We start from the raw sequence: 17,508 nt of genomic DNA on the forward strand, positions 1-17,508 counted from the left end.
GAGATGACCAGTAAAAAGGCAGACGCGTCTGTAGGAGCCAGCTTGCTGGCGATCCGGGCCAGCAAGCCCATGCAACAGCATCGCCAGCAAGCTGGCTCCTACAGGGCATTGCTGCATGCAACACATAACGGGTACATAGCCAAACAAAAGCCCCGGAAACGACGACGGCCCGCAAGCGGGCCGTCGGTCAAGCAGTGCAGCGGGCTTAGCTGAGCGCGGCCAATACCTTGGCAGTGATCTCGTCGACCGTACCGACACCAGCAATGGCGCTGTATTTCGGTGTGCCGTTGGCGGCTGCAAGCTTTTGGTAGAAATCCACCAGCGGCTTGGTTTGCGAGTGGTAGACCGACAGGCGGTGACGCACGGTCTCTTCCTTGTCGTCATCGCGCTGGATCAGCTCTTCGCCGGTTTCGTCGTCTTTGCCGGCGACTTTTGGCGGGTTGTGTTCGGTGTGGTAGACCCGGCCAGACGCCGGATGCACGCGACGGCCGGCGATGCGGCTGACGATTTCCTCGTCTTCGACGGCGATTTCAACTACGTGATCGATATTCACGCCAGCGTCCTTCAGGGCTTCGGCCTGGGGAATGGTGCGCGGGAAGCCATCGAAGAGGAAGCCGTTGGCACAGTCGGCCTGAGTGATGCGTTCCTTGACCAGGTTGATGATCAGATCATCGGAAACCAGGCCACCGCTGTCCATGATGCCTTTGGCCATCAAGCCCAGTTCGGTGCCTGCCTTGACCGCGGCACGCAGCATGTCGCCGGTGGAGATTTGCGGAATACCAAACTTCTTGGTGATGAAACCGGCCTGAGTACCTTTGCCGGCACCGGGCGCCCCTAGCAGAATCACGCGCATCGATGTGCTCCTCAAAATGAAAGAAAAAAGCGTCGGACTCGCCTCGTGGGGCCAATCTCAGAATGGTTCGGACAACCCTGGCAAGCAGCCAAGTTGCCTGTGCCCAAGTGTCCAGGGGACTAAAAGGTTGATCAAGATACACAGCGCACCCCCACCGCACAAGCCACCAAAAGTCGGATAAACAGGGGCTTTCCAGACGTGATCAGGCGGCGCTCGGGTGCACCTGGAACACGCGACCACGCCTGACCCTGCGAGGCTGACAGCTCGCTATGAATGCGCAGACGCGGCAGGCTATACAAGGCAAAAATGGCCACAAAAACGCCATTTACTCGTGTAAATGTGCATTTTTAGGCCATTTTTAACGCAGTAACGCCCAATTGATTAATTTTTCAACAAGCCGCTAGCCAGTGTTGCGCAATCCGGCGGCGATACCTGCGACGCTGACTAGCAAGGCCTGCTCCAGAGGGCTGTCGGCCTGGCTATCGCGCTGCCTGGAGCGTGCCAACAGCTCGGCCTGGAGCAGGTGCAAGGGGTCAAGGTAGGTGTTGCGCACACTGATGAACTCCAGGGTCTCGGGACTGTGCGCCAGCAGCTGTGACTGGCCGGTCAAACCCAGCACTGCAGCAACCGCCTGCGACAATAAGTCGCGTAAGTGTTCGCCTAATGGCTGCAGGGACGGGTCGACCAAACGCTCGTCGTAGAGCCGCGCGATAGCGCCATCAGCCTTGGCCAGAACCATTTCCAGCATGTCGATACGGGTACGAAAGAACGGCCACTGCTCGCGCATCTGCTCCAGCAGTTCACCTTCGCCGCGTTGCATCGCGCTGCTCAGGGCGTATTCCCAGCCGAGCCAGGCCGGCAGCATCAGACGGGTCTGGGTCCAGGCGAAAATCCACGGAATCGCCCGTAAACTCTCCACCCCACCTTCGCGACGCTTGGCCGGACGGCTACCCAGAGGCAAACGACCAAGCTCTTGCTCCGGCGTGGCCTGGCGAAAATAGTCGACAAACTGCGGATGCTCGCGCACCACGCTGCGGTAAGCCGTGACGCCATCGGCGGCCAGCTTGTCCATCAGGTCGCACCAGGCCGGCTCAGGTGTCGGCGGTGGCAACAGGGTGGCTTCCAGCACTGCAGCCAGATAGAGGTTGAGGTTTTGCTCGGCGATATCCGGCAGGCCGAACTTGAAGCGAATCATTTCACCCTGTTCGGTGGTACGAAAGCGCCCCGCGACCGAGCCCGGTGGCTGCGACAGAATCGCCGCATGGGCCGGGCCGCCACCGCGGCCGACGGTGCCGCCACGGCCGTGAAACAGCAATAACTCGACCTGTTGCGCAGCGCAGATCTGCACCAGTTTTTCCTGGGCACGGTACTGCGCCCAAGCCGCCGCGGTGGTGCCAGCGTCCTTGGCCGAGTCGGAATAGCCGATCATCACCTCCTGTGGGCCATGCAGGCGTGCGCGGTAGCCCTTTAGACCAAGCAGGCGATCAATCACCGGACCAGCGTTATCCAGGTCGGCGAGGGTTTCGAACAACGGCACCACGCGGATCGGCCGCTGCAGTCCGGACTCTTTCAACAACAGTTGCACGGCGAGCACATCGGAAGGGGCACCGGCCATGGAGATCACATAGGAGCCCAGCGAGGCCGCTGGGGCGGCCGCCACCTCGCGACAGGTGGCGAGCACTTCGGCAGTGTCGGCGCTGGGCTTGAAGTGGCTGGGCAACAGCGGCCGCCGGTTGTCCAATTCCTTGACAAGAAACGCCTGCCGCGCCTCTTCATCCCACTCGGCGTAGCGTCCAAGCCCTAGATAGTCGGTGATTTCATCGAGCGCCGCGGCGTGACGACTGGAGTCCTGACGCACGTCCAGGCGCACCAGGAACAAGCCAAAGGTGGCGGCGCGGCGCAGGCAATCGAGCAGCGGGCCATTGGCGATCACGCCCATACCGCACGCGTGCAGCGACTGGAAGCAGCACTCCAGCGGCTCGATCAGGTCACGGTTGTCGTGCAGTACCGCATCTGACGCTGCGAGCGGTGCGTGCAACGCCTCCTGAGCCCAGCTACGGGTAGCACGTAAACGTTCACGCAGCTGCTTGAGCAGGCTGCGATAGGGCTCGGCACTGTCGCCAACCCGGGCCAGCAACTCGGGACTGGCTTGCTGCATGGACAGCCCGGCAGCCAGTTGGTCGATATCGCGCAAGTACAGGTCGGCCGCCATCCAGCGCGCCAACAACAGCACCTCACGGGTCACTGCGGCAGTGACATTAGGGTTGCCATCACGGTCGCCGCCCATCCAGGACGCGAAGCGAATCGGCGCCGCGTCCAGCGACAGGTGCATGCCGGTGGCTGCATGCAGCGCATGGTCAGCCTTGCGCAAGAAACTCGGCACCGCCTGCCAGAGCGAGTGCTCGATCACGGCGAAGCCCCACTTGGCTTCGTCCACCGGACTGGGCCGGACGCGACGAATTTCTTCGGTATGCCAGGCCTCAGCGATCAGGCGCTGCAGGTGCTCGGCAACCTGCTCGCGCTCGGCAGCCGACAGGTCGCTGTGATCACCTGCGGTTAGCTGCGCGGCGATCGCATCGTATTTCTGGATCAGGGTACGCCGCGCCACTTCAGTCGGGTGGGCGGTCAGTACCAGCTCGATGTCCAGACGGCCGAACTGCCGCGCTAGGGCATCGGCGCTATGGCCGCTGGCCAGCAGGCGCTGCAGCAACTCGGGAAACACTCGCGACTCGAACGGCTCTGGCTCGTCAGGGGCGCGCCGGCGAACCCGGTGGTATTGCTCGGCGATATTGGCCAGGTTGAGAAACTGGTTGAACGCCCGCGCCACTGGCAACAACTCATCGTCGGCGAGCTGCTCAAGGCTGGCGTTAAGCTGCTCGGCACCAGCGGCAGAGCCGCGCCGCGCCGCCTTGGCGCCCTTGCGGATGCGCTCGATCTTGTCGAGAAAAACCGCTCCGCGTTGGGCGCTGATGGTATTACCCAGCAGCTCGCCGAGCTGATGAACGTCCTCGCGCAGGCGCGCGTCGATTTTTGCCATGACTGACTCTCCGCTGAAGCGTGAGCCTCAAGAGTGCCCAGCGCGGCAACATCTTACAAGGGCGCGACACGATGCCGACAAGACCGCCCGACAGGACTAGGCTCTAAGCAGGCACGCCGCAAAAGGGCTAGGCTGGGGCACACACGTATAACCACCTACCACGAGTAGGTAAAGGATGACGCAGTCATGAAAATTCGCGAACTGGTCCACCACTGGGAACAAAACGCCAAGGGCCGTATGACCCGCAACCTGTATCAGATCAACCTCGATATTGAAGCAGCTGCGCGCCTGGCAGCGCTGGCCGAGATGTACCCCAAGCGCAGCCCGGAAGCACTCCTCGGCGAGCTGATCGGCGCGGCACTGGAAGAGCTGGAAACCCGCCTGCCCTATGTCCAAGGCAGTCAGGTAGTAGCCACCGACGAGGAAGGCAATCCGCTCTATGAAGATATCGGCCCGACCCCGCGCTTTCTCGCCCTGTCGCGCAAGTACTTGCAGGAGCTGAGCGCACAGCAGGCCAATACCAATCATTGATAACCGCTGAAAACCTCGCGCCGACCGAGGCCACCTGCACGCATCAGGAAGTGGCCGCGCGGCGGGGCTTGATCAGCGCTGATTGTCACCCTGGCGCTGTTGCTCCAGCAGGGGTAACTCACCATCTGGTGGCGCGAGGGAGCCGCCAGGAGGCTTGGTCTTGTAGCCCGTGCCATCGTTGAGCAAAGGGGGATTATACGGTGCCGGTGTCGGCAGGTTGCGCGGCTGCGCCGGGGTGAAAGGCTCTGGTGTAGCGGTGCCAGGCGAGCCGGCAGGCCGCTCCCCGCGCGGCTTCGCGGGATAGTCTTGGGCCTGAGCCAGCGCGCCGCACAGGACAGTCAGGCTCAGCAGTAGCACACTGATCAATCGCATCATCAACCTCCTTTATAGCGAAACTCTTGGCCATTGGGCCACGCATTAGGTCGATTAGTGCCCGCCCGGCTGTTTTCGCCGACCATCGGCAAGGCTACACTGTGGGTATTAGTAGTTAGCCAGAGACAAGTCATGAGCACGGACAAATCACCCTCGCCCACCGCCAAACTCGACCGCATCCTCGCCGATGCCCAGCGCAGTCGCGAAGAAGGCTACCGCGATAAAGCCCTGAAGATGTACCCGCATGTCTGCGGCCGTTGTGCCCGGGAGTTTTCCGGCAAGCGCCTGAGCGAACTGACCGTGCATCACCGCGACCACAACCACGATAACAACGCGCAGGATGGTTCCAACTGGGAATTGTTGTGCCTGTATTGCCACGACAACGAGCACGCGCGCTACACCGACCAGCAGTACTTCAGCGAAGGCTCAACCGCCAGCCCAACAGGGCCTAAATCGACCCACAAGGCCTTCGCCGACCTGGCCGCCCTACTGAAAAGCAAAGACTGAAGCGGCGGCACTGCCCCCATCTAGCGGCAGGCTGATCTGTGATGGGTATCGCTTCGCTCAAGCCTGCGCGGGATCACTGCTCAGTCAGCGCGCTCGGGGCTTTTGTAGGATGGCGTTGAGCGCAGCGATGCCCATCGGCACCAATCAATGCCATATCCCCAGCAGCCCCGGCATGCAGCTTCATCCGATTGCCCTGCCAGTGATGCCTGCAAGCCTTATACTGCCGCCTTTTGCGTAAAGGCCTGCTTCGTGGCGAACAAACGATACAGCTGCATTGGTTTATTCAACCCCAAATCCCCAGAGAACGTCGGTGCGGTGATGCGCGCGGCCGGTTGCTATGGCGCGGCCTCGGTGTTCTACACCGGCACCCGCTATGAGCATGCCCGCGACTTCGTCACCGATACCAAGAAAGTCTTCCAGGATATTCCGCTGATCGGCATCGACGATCTGCAGAAGATCATCCCGCTGGGCTGCACACCGGTTGCCGTGGAATTGGTGGAAGGTGCGCGACCACTGCCGCAGTACACCCACCCGGATCGCGCGATTTACATCTTCGGCCCGGAAGACGGCTCGCTGAACAAAGAGATACGCGCCTGGTGCGAGGATGTGATCTACATCCCCACCCAGGGCTGCATGAACCTGGCTGCCACGGTCAACGTGGTGCTGTACGACCGTATGGCCAAGGGTAACAACACCAAGTCCGGGCCGAAATTCTAAAGCGTTCGGCCCAGCCGGCGTAGCCACTACCTCAACAGTTTACTGTCGAGCACCTTGGAAGCCCCGCCCATCACGTTCTCGCTGATTTCGATAAAGTCCTTGGTGCTGACCTTATCCAGGCGCATCAAGCCACGGGCTACATCGTCCAGCGAACGTGGCTGGGTACTGCCCTTGGTCTTCTGGCGGATTTCCCGGTCCAGCTCGTGCAGCAACAGCACCGCTCGGGCGGTGACTGGCCCCTTGGAATTCGCCGTGCGCAGGCTTTTTACCGGCTTGCTCCATTTGACCAGATGCTCGCGGACATTCTGATAACGATCTTCGCTCAAGCCACCCGCGCGGCGTACCAGCTCGATCGCGTAGTACTCGGCCAGCCCTTCGGTGATCCAGTCGCTGCGATCACTCGACTGGATGCGGCTGAACACGTGCACCAGTTCATGGACCAGCGAGCTGGTGCCGTTTTCGCTGACCAGCGGGCGGTCAGCATGCATGTAATAGGAATTAGGCGCCGACAGGCCACCACGCCACATCGGATCGCCCGCACCAACGATCAATAGCTTGGCGGGGTCACGCGGGAATACCGCCTGGAGTTCCGGCCAAACGAAGGTCAGCAGGGTAAGAATGTCCATGCGACGCATGCCCTCACCAACCGGTGCGGCGATGGTCACATCGGTCTCGCCAAGCTTGGCGCGGCGTGTACCAATCTTGCCGGCGACAACCCAGCCGGTTGGGCGATCGAACTTGCGCTGCGGATTGTCGATGCGGAACTTGTTCTTGCCGATGCGCGGCCAGCCGGTCTCCACGCTACGCCAGCCTTTGGGCAGTTCAAACTGCAGGCGCGCGACCAGTTCGGTCTTATCCTGCTGACGCAACACGGCGCTGGGCACCAGATCATCGCCGCGCAGTAAGGCCCAGTCAGCAGTCATGCGTGCGTCGAAGCGATTCTCCAAGGTTTTGTGGGGATGACTGACCTGCACCCGGTACGTCAGCTTCGCCACGCCCTTGCCAGGTTGCCAGACCCCACGCTCTGGGCTTTCCTGGGTCCACTCCCCATCACCGCTAAAGTCGCTGTAGTAGCCCTTGTCGCCCAGATTGAAGGCCAGGCTGCGCACGCGCTCGCCGTCGCCAAGGGTCAGGCTGACCTCGGCCTGATCGCTCTCGGGCAGAAAGCGCACGTGGTAATCCAGGTCGACTTTCTGCGCCGCCCATAACGGCGTGCACAGGCTCAGCAGTAAGGCGGACAACACGCTGCGGTGGATCATCATGAGTATTTCCTTGGCGCGACGGGACAGTGAACAGACCCGCTATGGGCCAGGCAATTCAATAATAACCAACCGTTGTGCCGGCACCCGGTTATGTGTTGCCAGGGTGTCGGCCTTACATAGACGCGCTTGCGCCGCGAATTATTCGATTCACCGCAAACAGTGTGGCACGGCAAAAGCTTCGCGGCTGAAGCGCGCTCCTACGGGGTTGCAGGGGCGATTACTCTGGATTTCCCCATCAACAGATAACGTGCACATCACGTGTCTAAACCGCAACCCACCTCAGCCTGCGCGGAAAATCAGGTGTTCTTCCCAATCGTCCTCGGCCACGCTGTTTTCGCTGAGCATGCGCCCTGACTGGGAAATACGTTGCGTGTGCACCTGCTCCGGATCGCCGCAGACCAGGTGATGCCACAACAGCAGATCCTTGCCCTCACTCACCAGGCGATAGGCGCAGGTCGGCGGCAGCCACTGGAACTGGTCCGCCTGGGCCGGGGTGAGCTGAATGCAATCGGGCACGGACTTGCGCCGCTCGCTGTAGTCCGTGCAGCGGCAGGTCTTCAGATCCAGCAGTTTGCAGGCAACGCGCGTGTAATAGACGCTACCGTCCTCGTCATCTTCGAGCTTTTGCAGGCAGCACAAACCACAGCCATCGCACAGCGATTCCCACTCGGCCTGATCAAGTTGCTCGAGGGTTTTGCGTTTCCAGAAGGGTTCAACTTTGGCGGCCATGGCGAGGGTACAGTGACTGGCGAAAAGGCCGGCAGTCTAGCGTGCCGCCTGCCCAAGTCCAAGGCCGGCGGGCCGAATGGCAAACAATGCGGCAACACGTCAGCGTAGGGTGCGCCGTGCGCACCAGGTGCCCTCAATCAATCGGTGGTGCGCACGGCGCACCCTACCCGCTGGCGAAATCGAGATAGTTGCGTAGCCCGGATGCAATCCGGGGAAGACAGCAAGGCTGCGATTCAATAGCCGCGGGCAAGATCCACAGTGCCTTGGAGCTGGCCGCCAGTCTGGTAACGACGCAGATTGTCGAGAAACAACTGGGCCATCAACCGCGGCTCGGTCGGCGCGGCGCTGTGCCCGGTGAGCAACAGACGCGGCGTGTTCCAGAACGGATGCCCGGCGGGCAGCGGCTCCTCGCGGCAGACATCGATCACCGCAGCGGCCAATTGGCCCTGCTGCAGCGCCGCGACCAGGTCGGCATCGACCACCGCCACGCCACGCCCCGCGTTGATCAGCAGCGCGCCGGGTTTGAGCTGGGCAAACAGCGCGGCATCGTAGATATCGCGGGTGGCCGGGGTGTCCGGCAGCAGGTTGATCAGGTAATCGGCCTGACTGGCCAGGCGCGGCAACTCAGCGAGCCCGGCCACTTCGAGAAAAGGTGCAAGGACGCGCGCGCTACTGGCTACGCCGTAGAGCTCAATGCCGAATGGAGCGAGAAAGCGTGCCACGCTGAGGCCGATATCGCCGCTGCCGACGATCAGGGCCCGACGCCCGGCCAGGCTCTGCGGCAGACGGTTATCCCAGCGCTGTTCCATCTGGGCAGCCAGACGGGCGAACAGCTCACGCTCGTGGGCCAGCAGGTGGCACAGCACGTACTCGGCCATCACCTGGCCGAAGATACCAACCGCGCGACTCAACGAGTAATCACGCGGCAGATCGGCGGCCAGCAGCGGCGTGATGCCAGCCCAGGTCGACTGCAGCCAGTGCGGTTTGTGCCCCTGACGCAACAAGGCAGCGAGCAGAACCGGCTGGCCGAGCCAGAGCGGACAACGGCCCGCCCAATGCGCCAACTCAAGCGGATCGGCGCTGCCGTGCAGCTCCAGCTCGGGCACAGCCTGATGCAGCAACTCGGCATAGCGGGCATGTTCGGCTTCGCCGATCAGTACGCGCATGGCCGTTACATCGGGTCGTTGCGGCGTAGCAATTCGTCCGGCAGGTGCTCGATATAGTCATCATCCGGTGGCGGCATCTGCAGGTGATAGCCCTGGGTTTCGAGGTTTTCCAGGACCTTGTGAATATCCTCGCTGGCCAGCTCGCGCTCCGGCGTGAGCACCATACTGAAGGCCAGGGTCGGCGCACCGAATGCGACCAACAGCGCTTCCGGCACCCGCTCCAGCGCATCGCTTTTCAGCACATAGAGGTACATCCCGCTCTTGCGCGGACTTCTGTAGATCGAGCAGATGCGCTTCACGCAGATTCTCCTTCAACGGCCAGGCAGTCGAGCAGCACCTGACCCATCAATTCACGACGCCAGCCGCGCAGCGAGTCCGGCAACTGGTAAGGGCCATTGGGGTAGCCGGTTTTCAGCAGGGCTTCGAGGGTTTTCTTACGCAGCATCAGCTCTGGGGCGATGTTCAACCGCTCACCTTCACGCTGGCCGATGGCGCGCAGCTTCTTCAACAATCCCGCGGCTTCCAGCGGCAAGGGCTCGGGCAATGCCTCAGGCCAATCGACCGATGGCGTGGCCGCAGCGTCCTTGATCAGTTGGAGCAGGAACTCGCCATCCTGACGCACGGTTTTCGGGTGCATGTCCTCGATCCGCGCCAGGCTCACCAGGTTATCTGGCTGGGTGCGGGCCAGTGGCCACAGCGAATGCTCGCGGATAATCCGGTTACGCGGCTGGTTGCGCGCCCGCGCCTGACGCTCGCGCCAGGCGCAGAGTTCGCGCAGCACCGTGAGCTGCGCGCGGGACAGTTTCCAGGCCAGCTTGGCCTCGCGATAGGCATCCTGCGGAGCGACTTCACGCCCCAGATTGGCCACCAACTCGGCGCCGTCTTCCAGCACCCAGGCATTTTTCTCGGCCGGCAGCTGTTGCTGCAGCAGGTTATAGACCTCGGCCAGGTGCAGTACATCTTCGGCGGCGTAGCTGACCTGGGTTTCGGTGAGCGGGCGCTGCAGCCAATCCGAGCGGGTTTCGCCCTTGGGCAGTTCGATGTTGAGCACTGCCTGAACCAGGCGTGAATAGCCCATGGAGAAGCCGAGATTGAGGTAGGCGGCGGCCAGCTGGGTGTCGAACAGGGCTACTGGCAGGCTGCCGGTCAGGCGCAGGAAGACTTCCAGGTCTTCACTGCAGGCATGCAACACCTTGACCACGGCTGGGTCGTGCAGCAGTCCAGCGAACGGCGCCCAGTCGTCGATCAGTAGCGGATCGATCAGGTAGGCACGCTCGCCTTCGCTGACTTGCAGCAGGCCGGCGATCGGGTAAAAGGTGTCGACCCGCATAAATTCGGTGTCTACCGCCACAAAGGGCAGGTCGCGCCAGTTGGCACAGTGCTGTGCCAGGCTGGCGTTGTCACGAATCCAGTGAATATCAATAGCCACGCGGCGCTCCCATCAAGAATGCCGCGCAGTATATATCGCCCCGGCCATTTGCCGGGGTATTGCGTCCGGAATCAGAAGTCCTGACAGGTTGGGCGCAACACCACTTCATTGATTTCTACCTCGGCCGGCTGCTCGATGGCATAGGCAATGGCGCGGGCTACCGAGTCAGACGGGATGGCCTGCTGATAGAAATCCTTGACGGCCTTGCTCGAGGCTTCGTCGGAGCTGCCGTTTTTGAGTTCCGAATCCACTGCACCAGGGGAAATGATGGTGGTGCGAATCTTCGCCCCCACTTCCATACGCAAGCCCTCGGTAATGGCACGCACCGCATATTTGGTACCGCTGTATACCGTACCGCCCGGCGCGAAGACCTTGAGCCCCGCCACCGAGGCGATATTGATGATGTGCCCGCTCTCTTGCGTCTGCATGTGCGGCAAGGCAGCCGCAATGCCGTAGAGCACGCCCTTGATGTTGATGTCGATCATCCGGTCCCACTCGTCGGTACGCCCCTGGGCTATCGGCGCGATGGCCATGAGCCCGGCGTTGTTGACCAGCACATCAATGCGGCCAAAGGTGTCCAGCGCGCCCTGCACCAGCGCATTGACATCGCTGGCCACGGTGACGTCGGTGGCAAAGGCCACTGCCTTGCCGCCTGCTGCGGTGATCTCACTGACAATCCTGTCAAGGTTGTCTTTGCGCCGTGCACCCAACACCAGGGAGGCGCCGAGAGCCGCCAGATGGCGTGCGGTGACTTCGCCGAGGCCGCTGCTGGCGCCGGTAATCACAACAACTTTTCCGGCAATATTGTTACTCATTGAAATTCCCTCTCTGACAGTTACATAAGAACTAACGTGTCTGGAGTATGCCTGGCCATTTCAATCCTATTAATGGAATAGTATGGATTTTGGAATTCCACATAATGGAATAAACCAATACTCCCCATCCTTCAAGCAAGGCCTATGACGTGCTCAATCGAATGGAAATGTTGCGCATCTTCACCGTTGCCGCGCACACCAACAACTTCCGCGAGGCCGCCAGCCGCCTCGGTGTTTCCCCGCAAAGCGTGACGCGGGCGATCAAGGAGCTGGAAGAGCTGTTCGGCGAACTGCTGTTTCACCGCAGCACCCGCCAGGTGCAGATTACTGCGTTCGGCGCACGGCTGGCTGGCCAGGCGCAACAAACCCTGAACAGTTTCGATGAGCTGTTCCAACACAACCGTCAGCAACCAATCAACGACCTGGCGGGGCGCGTGCGCATCACTGCACCGCAGGCCGTGGGCAGGCGTTTTGTCATGCCGGTGCTCGGCGAACTGATGAGCGAATACCCGCAGATCGACTTCGACCTGCGCCTGTCGGACGCGATGACCGATGCCGTTGATGCACAAATAGACATCGGCGTGCGCATCGGCTTCATCCGCGATCGCCGCTACATTGCCCGTGCAGTAGCGCATATTCCTCTGTTCGTCGTGGCCACCCCTGCACTACTGGCCAGAAGCGGCACGCCTGACAGTCTGGACGCCCTGCATACACTACCGACCAGCACCCTGGTTGACCGTGGCAGCGGCCGCCCCTGGCCTTGGTATTTCGCCAATGACCATCACCTGCAACCGGCCAAACCGAGCTTCACCACCGACGATCAAGAGGTCGAACTGGACGCCGTACTGGACGGCTTGGCGATCGGCCAACTACCCAGTTATCTGGTGCTGCCAGCGCTGCGCAGCGGCAGGTTGCGCAGCCTGCTCGATGAACACCGGCCAGCGCCCTGGGAGCTGTTCATCTACCGCCCGCAGCGCGGTCCGGTAGCCCCGCGTGTACGCCTGGTCTACGACCGTCTGAGCGAACGCCTGGCTGACCCGGCCCTGCTGCCCAGCGAGGCCTGAGAGGCTGTGAAAAAGCGTTCGCCTACTGCGAACGCCTCTGCGGACGCCTGGAGTCGCTCTCGCAACGGCGCTCGATCTCTGAGCACCGGCCAATCTCGCCTTGCGACCTGCTTACTGTGTAATCTGGCGGCCGCCCGCACGCTTCGGCACAAGGAATATGCACAATGAACAAACTGCTTGGTCTACTCGTCCTGCTGATCGCCGCCACAGCGATCTACCTGGCCATTACCCCCAGCCCCATCGACCCGCTGGCCTGGCAGGCACCGCCTGCCCCGGCGATGACCGGCGTGCTGGAGCCCAACGACACCCTGATGAAAGCCGAACTACTCGGCCGCGGCCAACTGCATGGCCCGGAAGATACCGCAGTGGACGCACAGGGTCGGGTCTACGCCGGCCTGCATGATGGCCGCATCGTGCGCATCGAGGCCGACGGCAGCGTCGCGACTTTCGCCGACACCCGTGGCCGGCCACTGGGTATGGACTTCGACGCGAGCGGCCAGCTGATCGTCGCCGATGCCTACAAGGGCCTGCTGTCCATCGACCCGCAAGGGCAGATCAAGGTACTGACCACTGAAGCCGAAGGCCTGCCCTTCACGTTCACCGACGACCTGGATATAGCCAGCGATGGCACTATCTATTTCAGCGACGCCTCCTCGCGTTTCGAGCAACCGGATTATTTGCTCGATCTGCTCGAAGCCCGCCCCCATGGCCGCCTGCTCAGCTACGCGCCAGGCAGCGGCGAGACCCGCGTACTGCTCAAGGACCTGTACTTCGCCAACGGCGTGGCCCTGTCGGCCAACGAGGATTTCGTGCTGGTCAACGAAACCTACCGCTACCGCATCACCCGCTACTGGCTAAAGGGCGATAAAGCCGGCAGCCATGACGTGTTCATCGACAACCTGCCGGGCCTGCCGGACAACCTGCAAGGCGACCGCGCCGGCACCTTCTGGGTCGCTCTGCCGACGCCGCGCAAGGCCGATGCCGACTTTCTCCATCGCTACCCCTGGCTCAAAGCGCAGCTAGCCAAGCTGCCGCGCGCACTGTGGCCGAAGGCGATTCCCTACGGTTTCGCCATCGCCATCAACGAACAGGGGGAGATCGTACGCAGCCTGCACGACACCAGCGGTACGCACCTGCGCATGGTCACCTCGGTCAAACCGGTGGGCGACTATCTGTACTTCGGCAGCCTGGATAACGACCGCATCGGCCGCCTGAAGATTCGCTGAATATAAACGCCGCGCGGCAGCGGCTGCGTAGCCCAGCTGAGCGTCAGCGCAATCCCGGGTGGTCGCGGCCCTGGATTGCGCCGCACTGGCCGGGCCGCGCAGGTGACAGGCCATCAATCGCGGCCTGCGGGTACAGACCAACCGTAGGATGGCGTTGAGCGTAGCGATACCCATCAAGCGACTTATGCCTGTACTCGACGTCATGGCCACTATCGCTAATGGGTTACGGCGCCATTGCTCTTGTGGCAACAGGCCAATTTGCGCGCGCCTAGCCGCGGCCTGTCCAACGTGGCCCGACCCTTCCTACAGCTTCTCGGCAATCCAGATGGTGTGGCGGGTGCCCTTGTTGCCGTGGGCGTAGACCTGCACCTCGTCGACCTTGAAGCCGGCTCTGCGCACCTTGTCGGCGAACTTGCTGTCGGCGCTGGCCGACCACACGGCGAGCACACCCTTGGCGCGCAATGCCTGGTGACAACGCTGCAAGCCTTGCGCGCTGTACAACCAGCTGTTGCGTTTCTGGGTCAGGCCCTCGGGACCGTTGTCGACGTCCAGCATGATCGCGTCGTAACGCTTGTCCGCCGTCATCAGGCTGTTGGCAACATCCTCTTGCAACACCCGCGTGCGCGGATCGAGCAACGGGTAGCCAGCCTTGGCCCCCAGCGGGCCACGGTTCCACTCGACCACGCCCGGCACCAGCTCGGCGACTTCCACCTCGGCAGTCTTGCCCAGGTTCTGCAGGGCTGCAGCCAGGGTGAAGCCCATGCCCAGACCACCGATCAATACCCGCGACTCAGGGCGGCCAGCGACTTTTTTGCAGGGGATCGCCGCCAGGGCATCTTCGGAGCCATGCATACGCGTGTTCATCAACTGACCGCCATCGCCACCGGCAATCTTGATCACAAAATCCTCGCCGTACTCGAACAGGCAGAGCGCCCCGGAGCCATCAGGAATCTGGGCGGTGTCCAGCAGTACGAAGCGCTTCATGGTTGTCTCATGCCTGATTGGTTGAATGAAGAAAACAGGGCGTGCAGCATGCACAGAAACGGCCAAAGATGCAGCGCCGCACATAATAAAAATCTCGCCTTGCCGAGCTGCTGCCGCTCAGGCTTCGCGGCCGCGGCGCCCGTTTTTCTGCAATCGCATAAGTCCGACACAGCCTTTATCATGCCTGCAGTCTTCAGCGAACCCCCGGACGCCCGCCATGCCCCTCGCCCAACTGCTCACCGCCGCTCAACTCCAGGCCCGCCTAGGACAACCCGAACTGCTGATCCTCGACTGCCGCTTTGCCCTTGATGACCCGGCCTACGGTCAGCGCAGCTATGCCGCCGGGCATATCGCCGACGCCCAGTTCGCCGACCTCGAACGCGACCTGTCCGGATCGGTGCATAAGGGCGTCAGCGGCCGACACCCGCTACCGGAGCCGACCCAACTGCTGGCACGGCTGCGCGCATGGGGCTTGCACGATCACAGCACAGTGGTGCTCTACGACGATGGTCCCGGCACCTTCGCCGCTCGCGCCTGGTGGCTGCTGGCATGGCTGGGCAAGCGCGAGGGTGTCTATCTACTCAACGGCGGCCTGCGGGCCTGGCGCGAAGCCGACTACGAACTGAGTCAAGCGCTGCCGAGCCCCGCCCCCGGAAACTTCGACGGACAGCCTGATCCCAGCCTGCTGGTCGACGCTAGCCAACTGCTACAACGCCTCACCGACAGGCAACTGACCCTGCTCGACGCCCGCGCGCTGCCACGCTTTCGCGGCGAGGTGGAACCGCTGGACCCGGTTGCCGGACATATCCCAGGTGCCCGCTGCGCACCTTGCAGCGACAACCTGGACAGCAGCGGGCGCTTCCTGCCGGCGGTCGAGTTGCGCCAGCGCTTCGCCGCGCAACTCGGCGAACGCCCAGCCAGCGAACTGGTGGCCTACTGCGGCTCCGGCGTCACGGCCTGCCACAACCTGTTCGCCCTGTGCCTCGCAGGCTACCCGCTCGCGCCACTTTATGCAGGATCCTGGAGCGAGTGGATTACCGACCCAAAACGGCCTGTAGCAGTGGGTGATGAACCGGCTATCTGAGAGCCGCAGCTGGTGTCAATTACAGGTTAGCGCGGAGCAACGAAGCCCAGGCGGACTGAGGCTCGGCGACCGCTGCAGGCGCACTCCAAACCAGTTGGCGCGACGCCAATCAGCCGGACAGTGACGATTGACCAAGCACAGCACCGCCGGGCAGCCCTAAGTACCAAGAGGAATATGCAAAATATCCGAAAGCATAAATCAATTTAAAAACAGTATTTTACAATCGAAAGGTCGCACTACACTTCAAATCAAGCGGCTAAACCCGCTTCCGGTGGGGCCTTTCCAAGAGTGATCACAAGCTGCCACGCGCCCCGGCCTCACCGGTCATTTTTCACGAGGGCTATATGGGAATTGCAGCCTGCGAGTTAACCCAGCACGTCATACGCCCCACACTGATTTATCTGGGCCGTCACTCACCTGCTGCCGAAACACTGCTCTTGGGTGCCGCCGCCTGCCAATCGGCACTGGGCTCGGCACTCGACGACCAAAGCGGCCACGGCCTCTACCGCATCGCCGAACTGCGTCACCAACAGCTCTGGGATCACTACCTGGCACTCGATCCAGACATGGCCAGCCAGATCCGCGGCCTGGCCAGCCAGCATGCCTTTCTGGCGTCGCCGCACCTTGAACTGACCGTCAACCTACGCTACGCCACAGCCATCGCCTGGATGCTGATTGAGGTGGAGCGTCGCGAACTGCCCGCAGCCGACGACCTGTTCGCCCTGGCCCGGGTCTGGCACCGGGTATTTTGCCCACAGGGTGACCCGCGCGACTTCATCGAAGCCTGGCAACGCTGTATCGGCAACTTCAGTCAGGTCGCCTGACCTGGTAGCCTGCTGTGATCAGGCATCCCGCAGCGCCAGCACGAACTAGGCGTCCCCCTGGCGCCTGCACATCCGGCTCCCCTGCCCTGCCCCTTCTATTAATGACCTGGCGCCTAAACCAGCCAGCGCATTGGGTTACACTCGGCTGGCGACCATAACCACAAAAAACCGCGTGAAACTGCCATGACAGCACTCTGTACTGCCTTGCCCAACCAGCTTCGCCTGTTGCTGGTGGACGACCATCGGATTTTTCTCGACGGCCTCAGCCTGGCCCTGGCGCCACTCTGCCCGGACCTGCAAATCCAGACCGCGCAGAACGCCAGCGAAGCCGAGGCCTGTCTGCGCCAGCACGACTTCGACCTGATTCTCCTGGATTTGCGTCTGCCGGACATAGCCGGCCTCGAATTGCTGCAGCGCTGGCAGCAACAGGGGCGCATGACGCCGGTGGCGATTCTCAGTGCCAGCGACTCCAATCTGGATGCTCAGGCGGCGATGACCGCAGGTGCCCTGGGCTTCATTCCGAAAAGCGCCAATAGCGAAGAGCTGCGCCAGGCAGTGACCCGCGTGCTGCTCGGGGAAACCCTGCCGGCGCCGACAGCCGGGGGGAAACCACAGCTCACGCCGCGACAACTGCAGATTCTCCTGCTGCTGGCCGATGGCTTGCCGAACAAGGCCATCAGCAGGCAACTGGGGGTTTCCGAAGACACGGTAAAAACTCACCTGAAGACCCTGTTCCAGGAACTCGATGTGCACACCCGCACCGCCTGCGTCAGCGCCGCGCGCCAGCGTGGATGGCTGTAGCGCTGATAAATGAAAAAGGCCTGATCCACACCGCTCCCGTAGCCCAATGAAATCCGGGAGCGGTCGAACAGGCGATGAACTTACCGGACTTCATCCGGGCTACCTGG

At 62.1% G+C, this 17,508-nt stretch carries 18 protein-coding genes; 8 read left to right on the forward strand and 10 right to left on the reverse strand.

The annotated features are described in order from the left end of the window. Positions 1-205: 205 nt before the first annotated feature. Both adk and ppc read right to left on the reverse strand, forming a co-directional pair. Entirely contained in the window at positions 206-853 is a 648-nt protein-coding gene (gene adk / locus Q8K09_RS16070) for an adenylate kinase (RefSeq protein ID WP_305255992.1), read from the reverse strand. 400 nt (positions 854-1,253) lie between these two features. Further along, entirely contained in the window at positions 1,254-3,890 is a 2,637-nt protein-coding gene (gene ppc / locus Q8K09_RS16075) for a phosphoenolpyruvate carboxylase (protein WP_305255993.1), read from the reverse strand. A 186-nt stretch (positions 3,891-4,076) separates the two neighbouring features. On the opposite strand from ppc, the gene Q8K09_RS16080 reads away from it, so the two are divergent. Then, the gene (locus tag Q8K09_RS16080) at positions 4,077-4,421 is read left to right on the forward strand and encodes a pilin assembly protein (protein WP_305255994.1); all 345 of its coding nucleotides are present in this window, start codon (positions 4,077-4,079) and stop codon (positions 4,419-4,421) included. Positions 4,422-4,493: 72 nt separating this feature from the next. On the opposite strand, the gene Q8K09_RS16085 is transcribed toward Q8K09_RS16080, so the two are convergent. Continuing rightward, the gene (locus Q8K09_RS16085) at positions 4,494-4,793 is read right to left on the reverse strand and encodes a hypothetical protein (protein ID WP_305255995.1); all 300 of its coding nucleotides are present in this window, start codon (positions 4,791-4,793) and stop codon (positions 4,494-4,496) included. Between the two features lie 132 nt (positions 4,794-4,925). Here Q8K09_RS16085 and Q8K09_RS16090 point away from each other — a divergent pair, with 132 nt between their 5' ends. Further along, positions 4,926-5,300 (forward strand): YajD family HNH nuclease, encoded by a 375-nt coding sequence (locus Q8K09_RS16090; RefSeq protein ID WP_305255996.1) that lies wholly within the window; start codon positions 4,926-4,928, stop codon positions 5,298-5,300. 249 nt (positions 5,301-5,549) lie between these two features. Further along, positions 5,550-6,017: an RNA methyltransferase gene (locus tag Q8K09_RS16095; protein ID WP_172149172.1), complete on the forward strand. Its 468-nt coding sequence runs from the start codon at positions 5,550-5,552 to the stop codon at positions 6,015-6,017. Positions 6,018-6,043: 26 nt separating this feature from the next. Here Q8K09_RS16095 and Q8K09_RS16100 read toward each other — a convergent pair whose 3' ends face one another. The 6 genes from Q8K09_RS16100 to Q8K09_RS16125 form a co-directional block, all read right to left on the reverse strand. Then, entirely contained in the window at positions 6,044-7,279 is a 1,236-nt protein-coding gene (locus tag Q8K09_RS16100; protein WP_305255997.1) for a hypothetical protein, read from the reverse strand. A 279-nt stretch (positions 7,280-7,558) separates the two neighbouring features. Beyond that, positions 7,559-8,008: a YcgN family cysteine cluster protein gene (locus tag Q8K09_RS16105; RefSeq protein WP_305255998.1), complete on the reverse strand. Its 450-nt coding sequence runs from the start codon at positions 8,006-8,008 to the stop codon at positions 7,559-7,561. Positions 8,009-8,241: 233 nt separating this feature from the next. Further along, complete coding sequence (locus tag Q8K09_RS16110; RefSeq protein ID WP_305256000.1) at positions 8,242-9,174, reverse strand: D-2-hydroxyacid dehydrogenase; 933 nt, start codon at positions 9,172-9,174, stop codon at positions 8,242-8,244. A 5-nt stretch (positions 9,175-9,179) separates the two neighbouring features. Then, complete coding sequence (locus Q8K09_RS16115) at positions 9,180-9,473, reverse strand: YcgL domain-containing protein (RefSeq protein WP_305256002.1); 294 nt, start codon at positions 9,471-9,473, stop codon at positions 9,180-9,182. Continuing rightward, complete coding sequence (gene rnd / locus Q8K09_RS16120; protein WP_305256003.1) at positions 9,470-10,603, reverse strand: ribonuclease D; 1,134 nt, start codon at positions 10,601-10,603, stop codon at positions 9,470-9,472. Before rnd ends, Q8K09_RS16115 begins: the two co-directional genes overlap by 4 nt. 71 nt (positions 10,604-10,674) lie before the next feature. Then, on the reverse strand, positions 10,675-11,418 hold the full coding sequence (locus tag Q8K09_RS16125) for an SDR family oxidoreductase (RefSeq protein WP_305256004.1): 744 nt from the start codon (positions 11,416-11,418) through the stop codon (positions 10,675-10,677). A 149-nt stretch (positions 11,419-11,567) separates the two neighbouring features. On the opposite strand from Q8K09_RS16125, the gene Q8K09_RS16130 reads away from it, so the two are divergent. Both Q8K09_RS16130 and Q8K09_RS16135 read left to right on the forward strand, forming a co-directional pair. Further along, entirely contained in the window at positions 11,568-12,482 is a 915-nt protein-coding gene (locus Q8K09_RS16130; protein WP_305256005.1) for a LysR family transcriptional regulator, read from the forward strand. 164 nt (positions 12,483-12,646) lie between these two features. Beyond that, positions 12,647-13,708 (forward strand): SMP-30/gluconolactonase/LRE family protein, encoded by a 1,062-nt coding sequence (locus Q8K09_RS16135; RefSeq protein ID WP_305256006.1) that lies wholly within the window; start codon positions 12,647-12,649, stop codon positions 13,706-13,708. Between the two features lie 303 nt (positions 13,709-14,011). On the opposite strand, the gene Q8K09_RS16140 is transcribed toward Q8K09_RS16135, so the two are convergent. Continuing rightward, positions 14,012-14,692: a spermidine synthase gene (locus tag Q8K09_RS16140; RefSeq protein ID WP_305256007.1), complete on the reverse strand. Its 681-nt coding sequence runs from the start codon at positions 14,690-14,692 to the stop codon at positions 14,012-14,014. Between the two features lie 217 nt (positions 14,693-14,909). Here Q8K09_RS16140 and Q8K09_RS16145 point away from each other — a divergent pair, with 217 nt between their 5' ends. The 3 genes from Q8K09_RS16145 (at position 14,910) to Q8K09_RS16155 (ending at position 17,401) form a co-directional block, all read left to right on the forward strand. Then, positions 14,910-15,776, forward strand: coding sequence for a sulfurtransferase (locus Q8K09_RS16145; RefSeq protein WP_305256009.1), 867 nt, complete (start codon positions 14,910-14,912; stop codon positions 15,774-15,776). 344 nt (positions 15,777-16,120) lie between these two features. Further along, a complete protein-coding gene (locus tag Q8K09_RS16150) occupies positions 16,121-16,600 on the forward strand; it encodes a hypothetical protein (RefSeq protein ID WP_305256010.1) in 480 nt (159 codons plus the stop codon). Positions 16,601-16,783: 183 nt separating this feature from the next. Continuing rightward, positions 16,784-17,401, forward strand: a complete 618-nt coding sequence (locus tag Q8K09_RS16155) for a response regulator transcription factor (RefSeq protein ID WP_305256011.1) — start codon at positions 16,784-16,786, stop codon at positions 17,399-17,401. Positions 17,402-17,508 lie beyond the last annotated feature (107 nt).

The sequence above is a fragment of the Pseudomonas sp. genome, assembly GCF_030683065.1.
In the GTDB taxonomy this organism is placed as follows: Bacteria; Pseudomonadota; Gammaproteobacteria; order Pseudomonadales; family Pseudomonadaceae; genus Aquipseudomonas.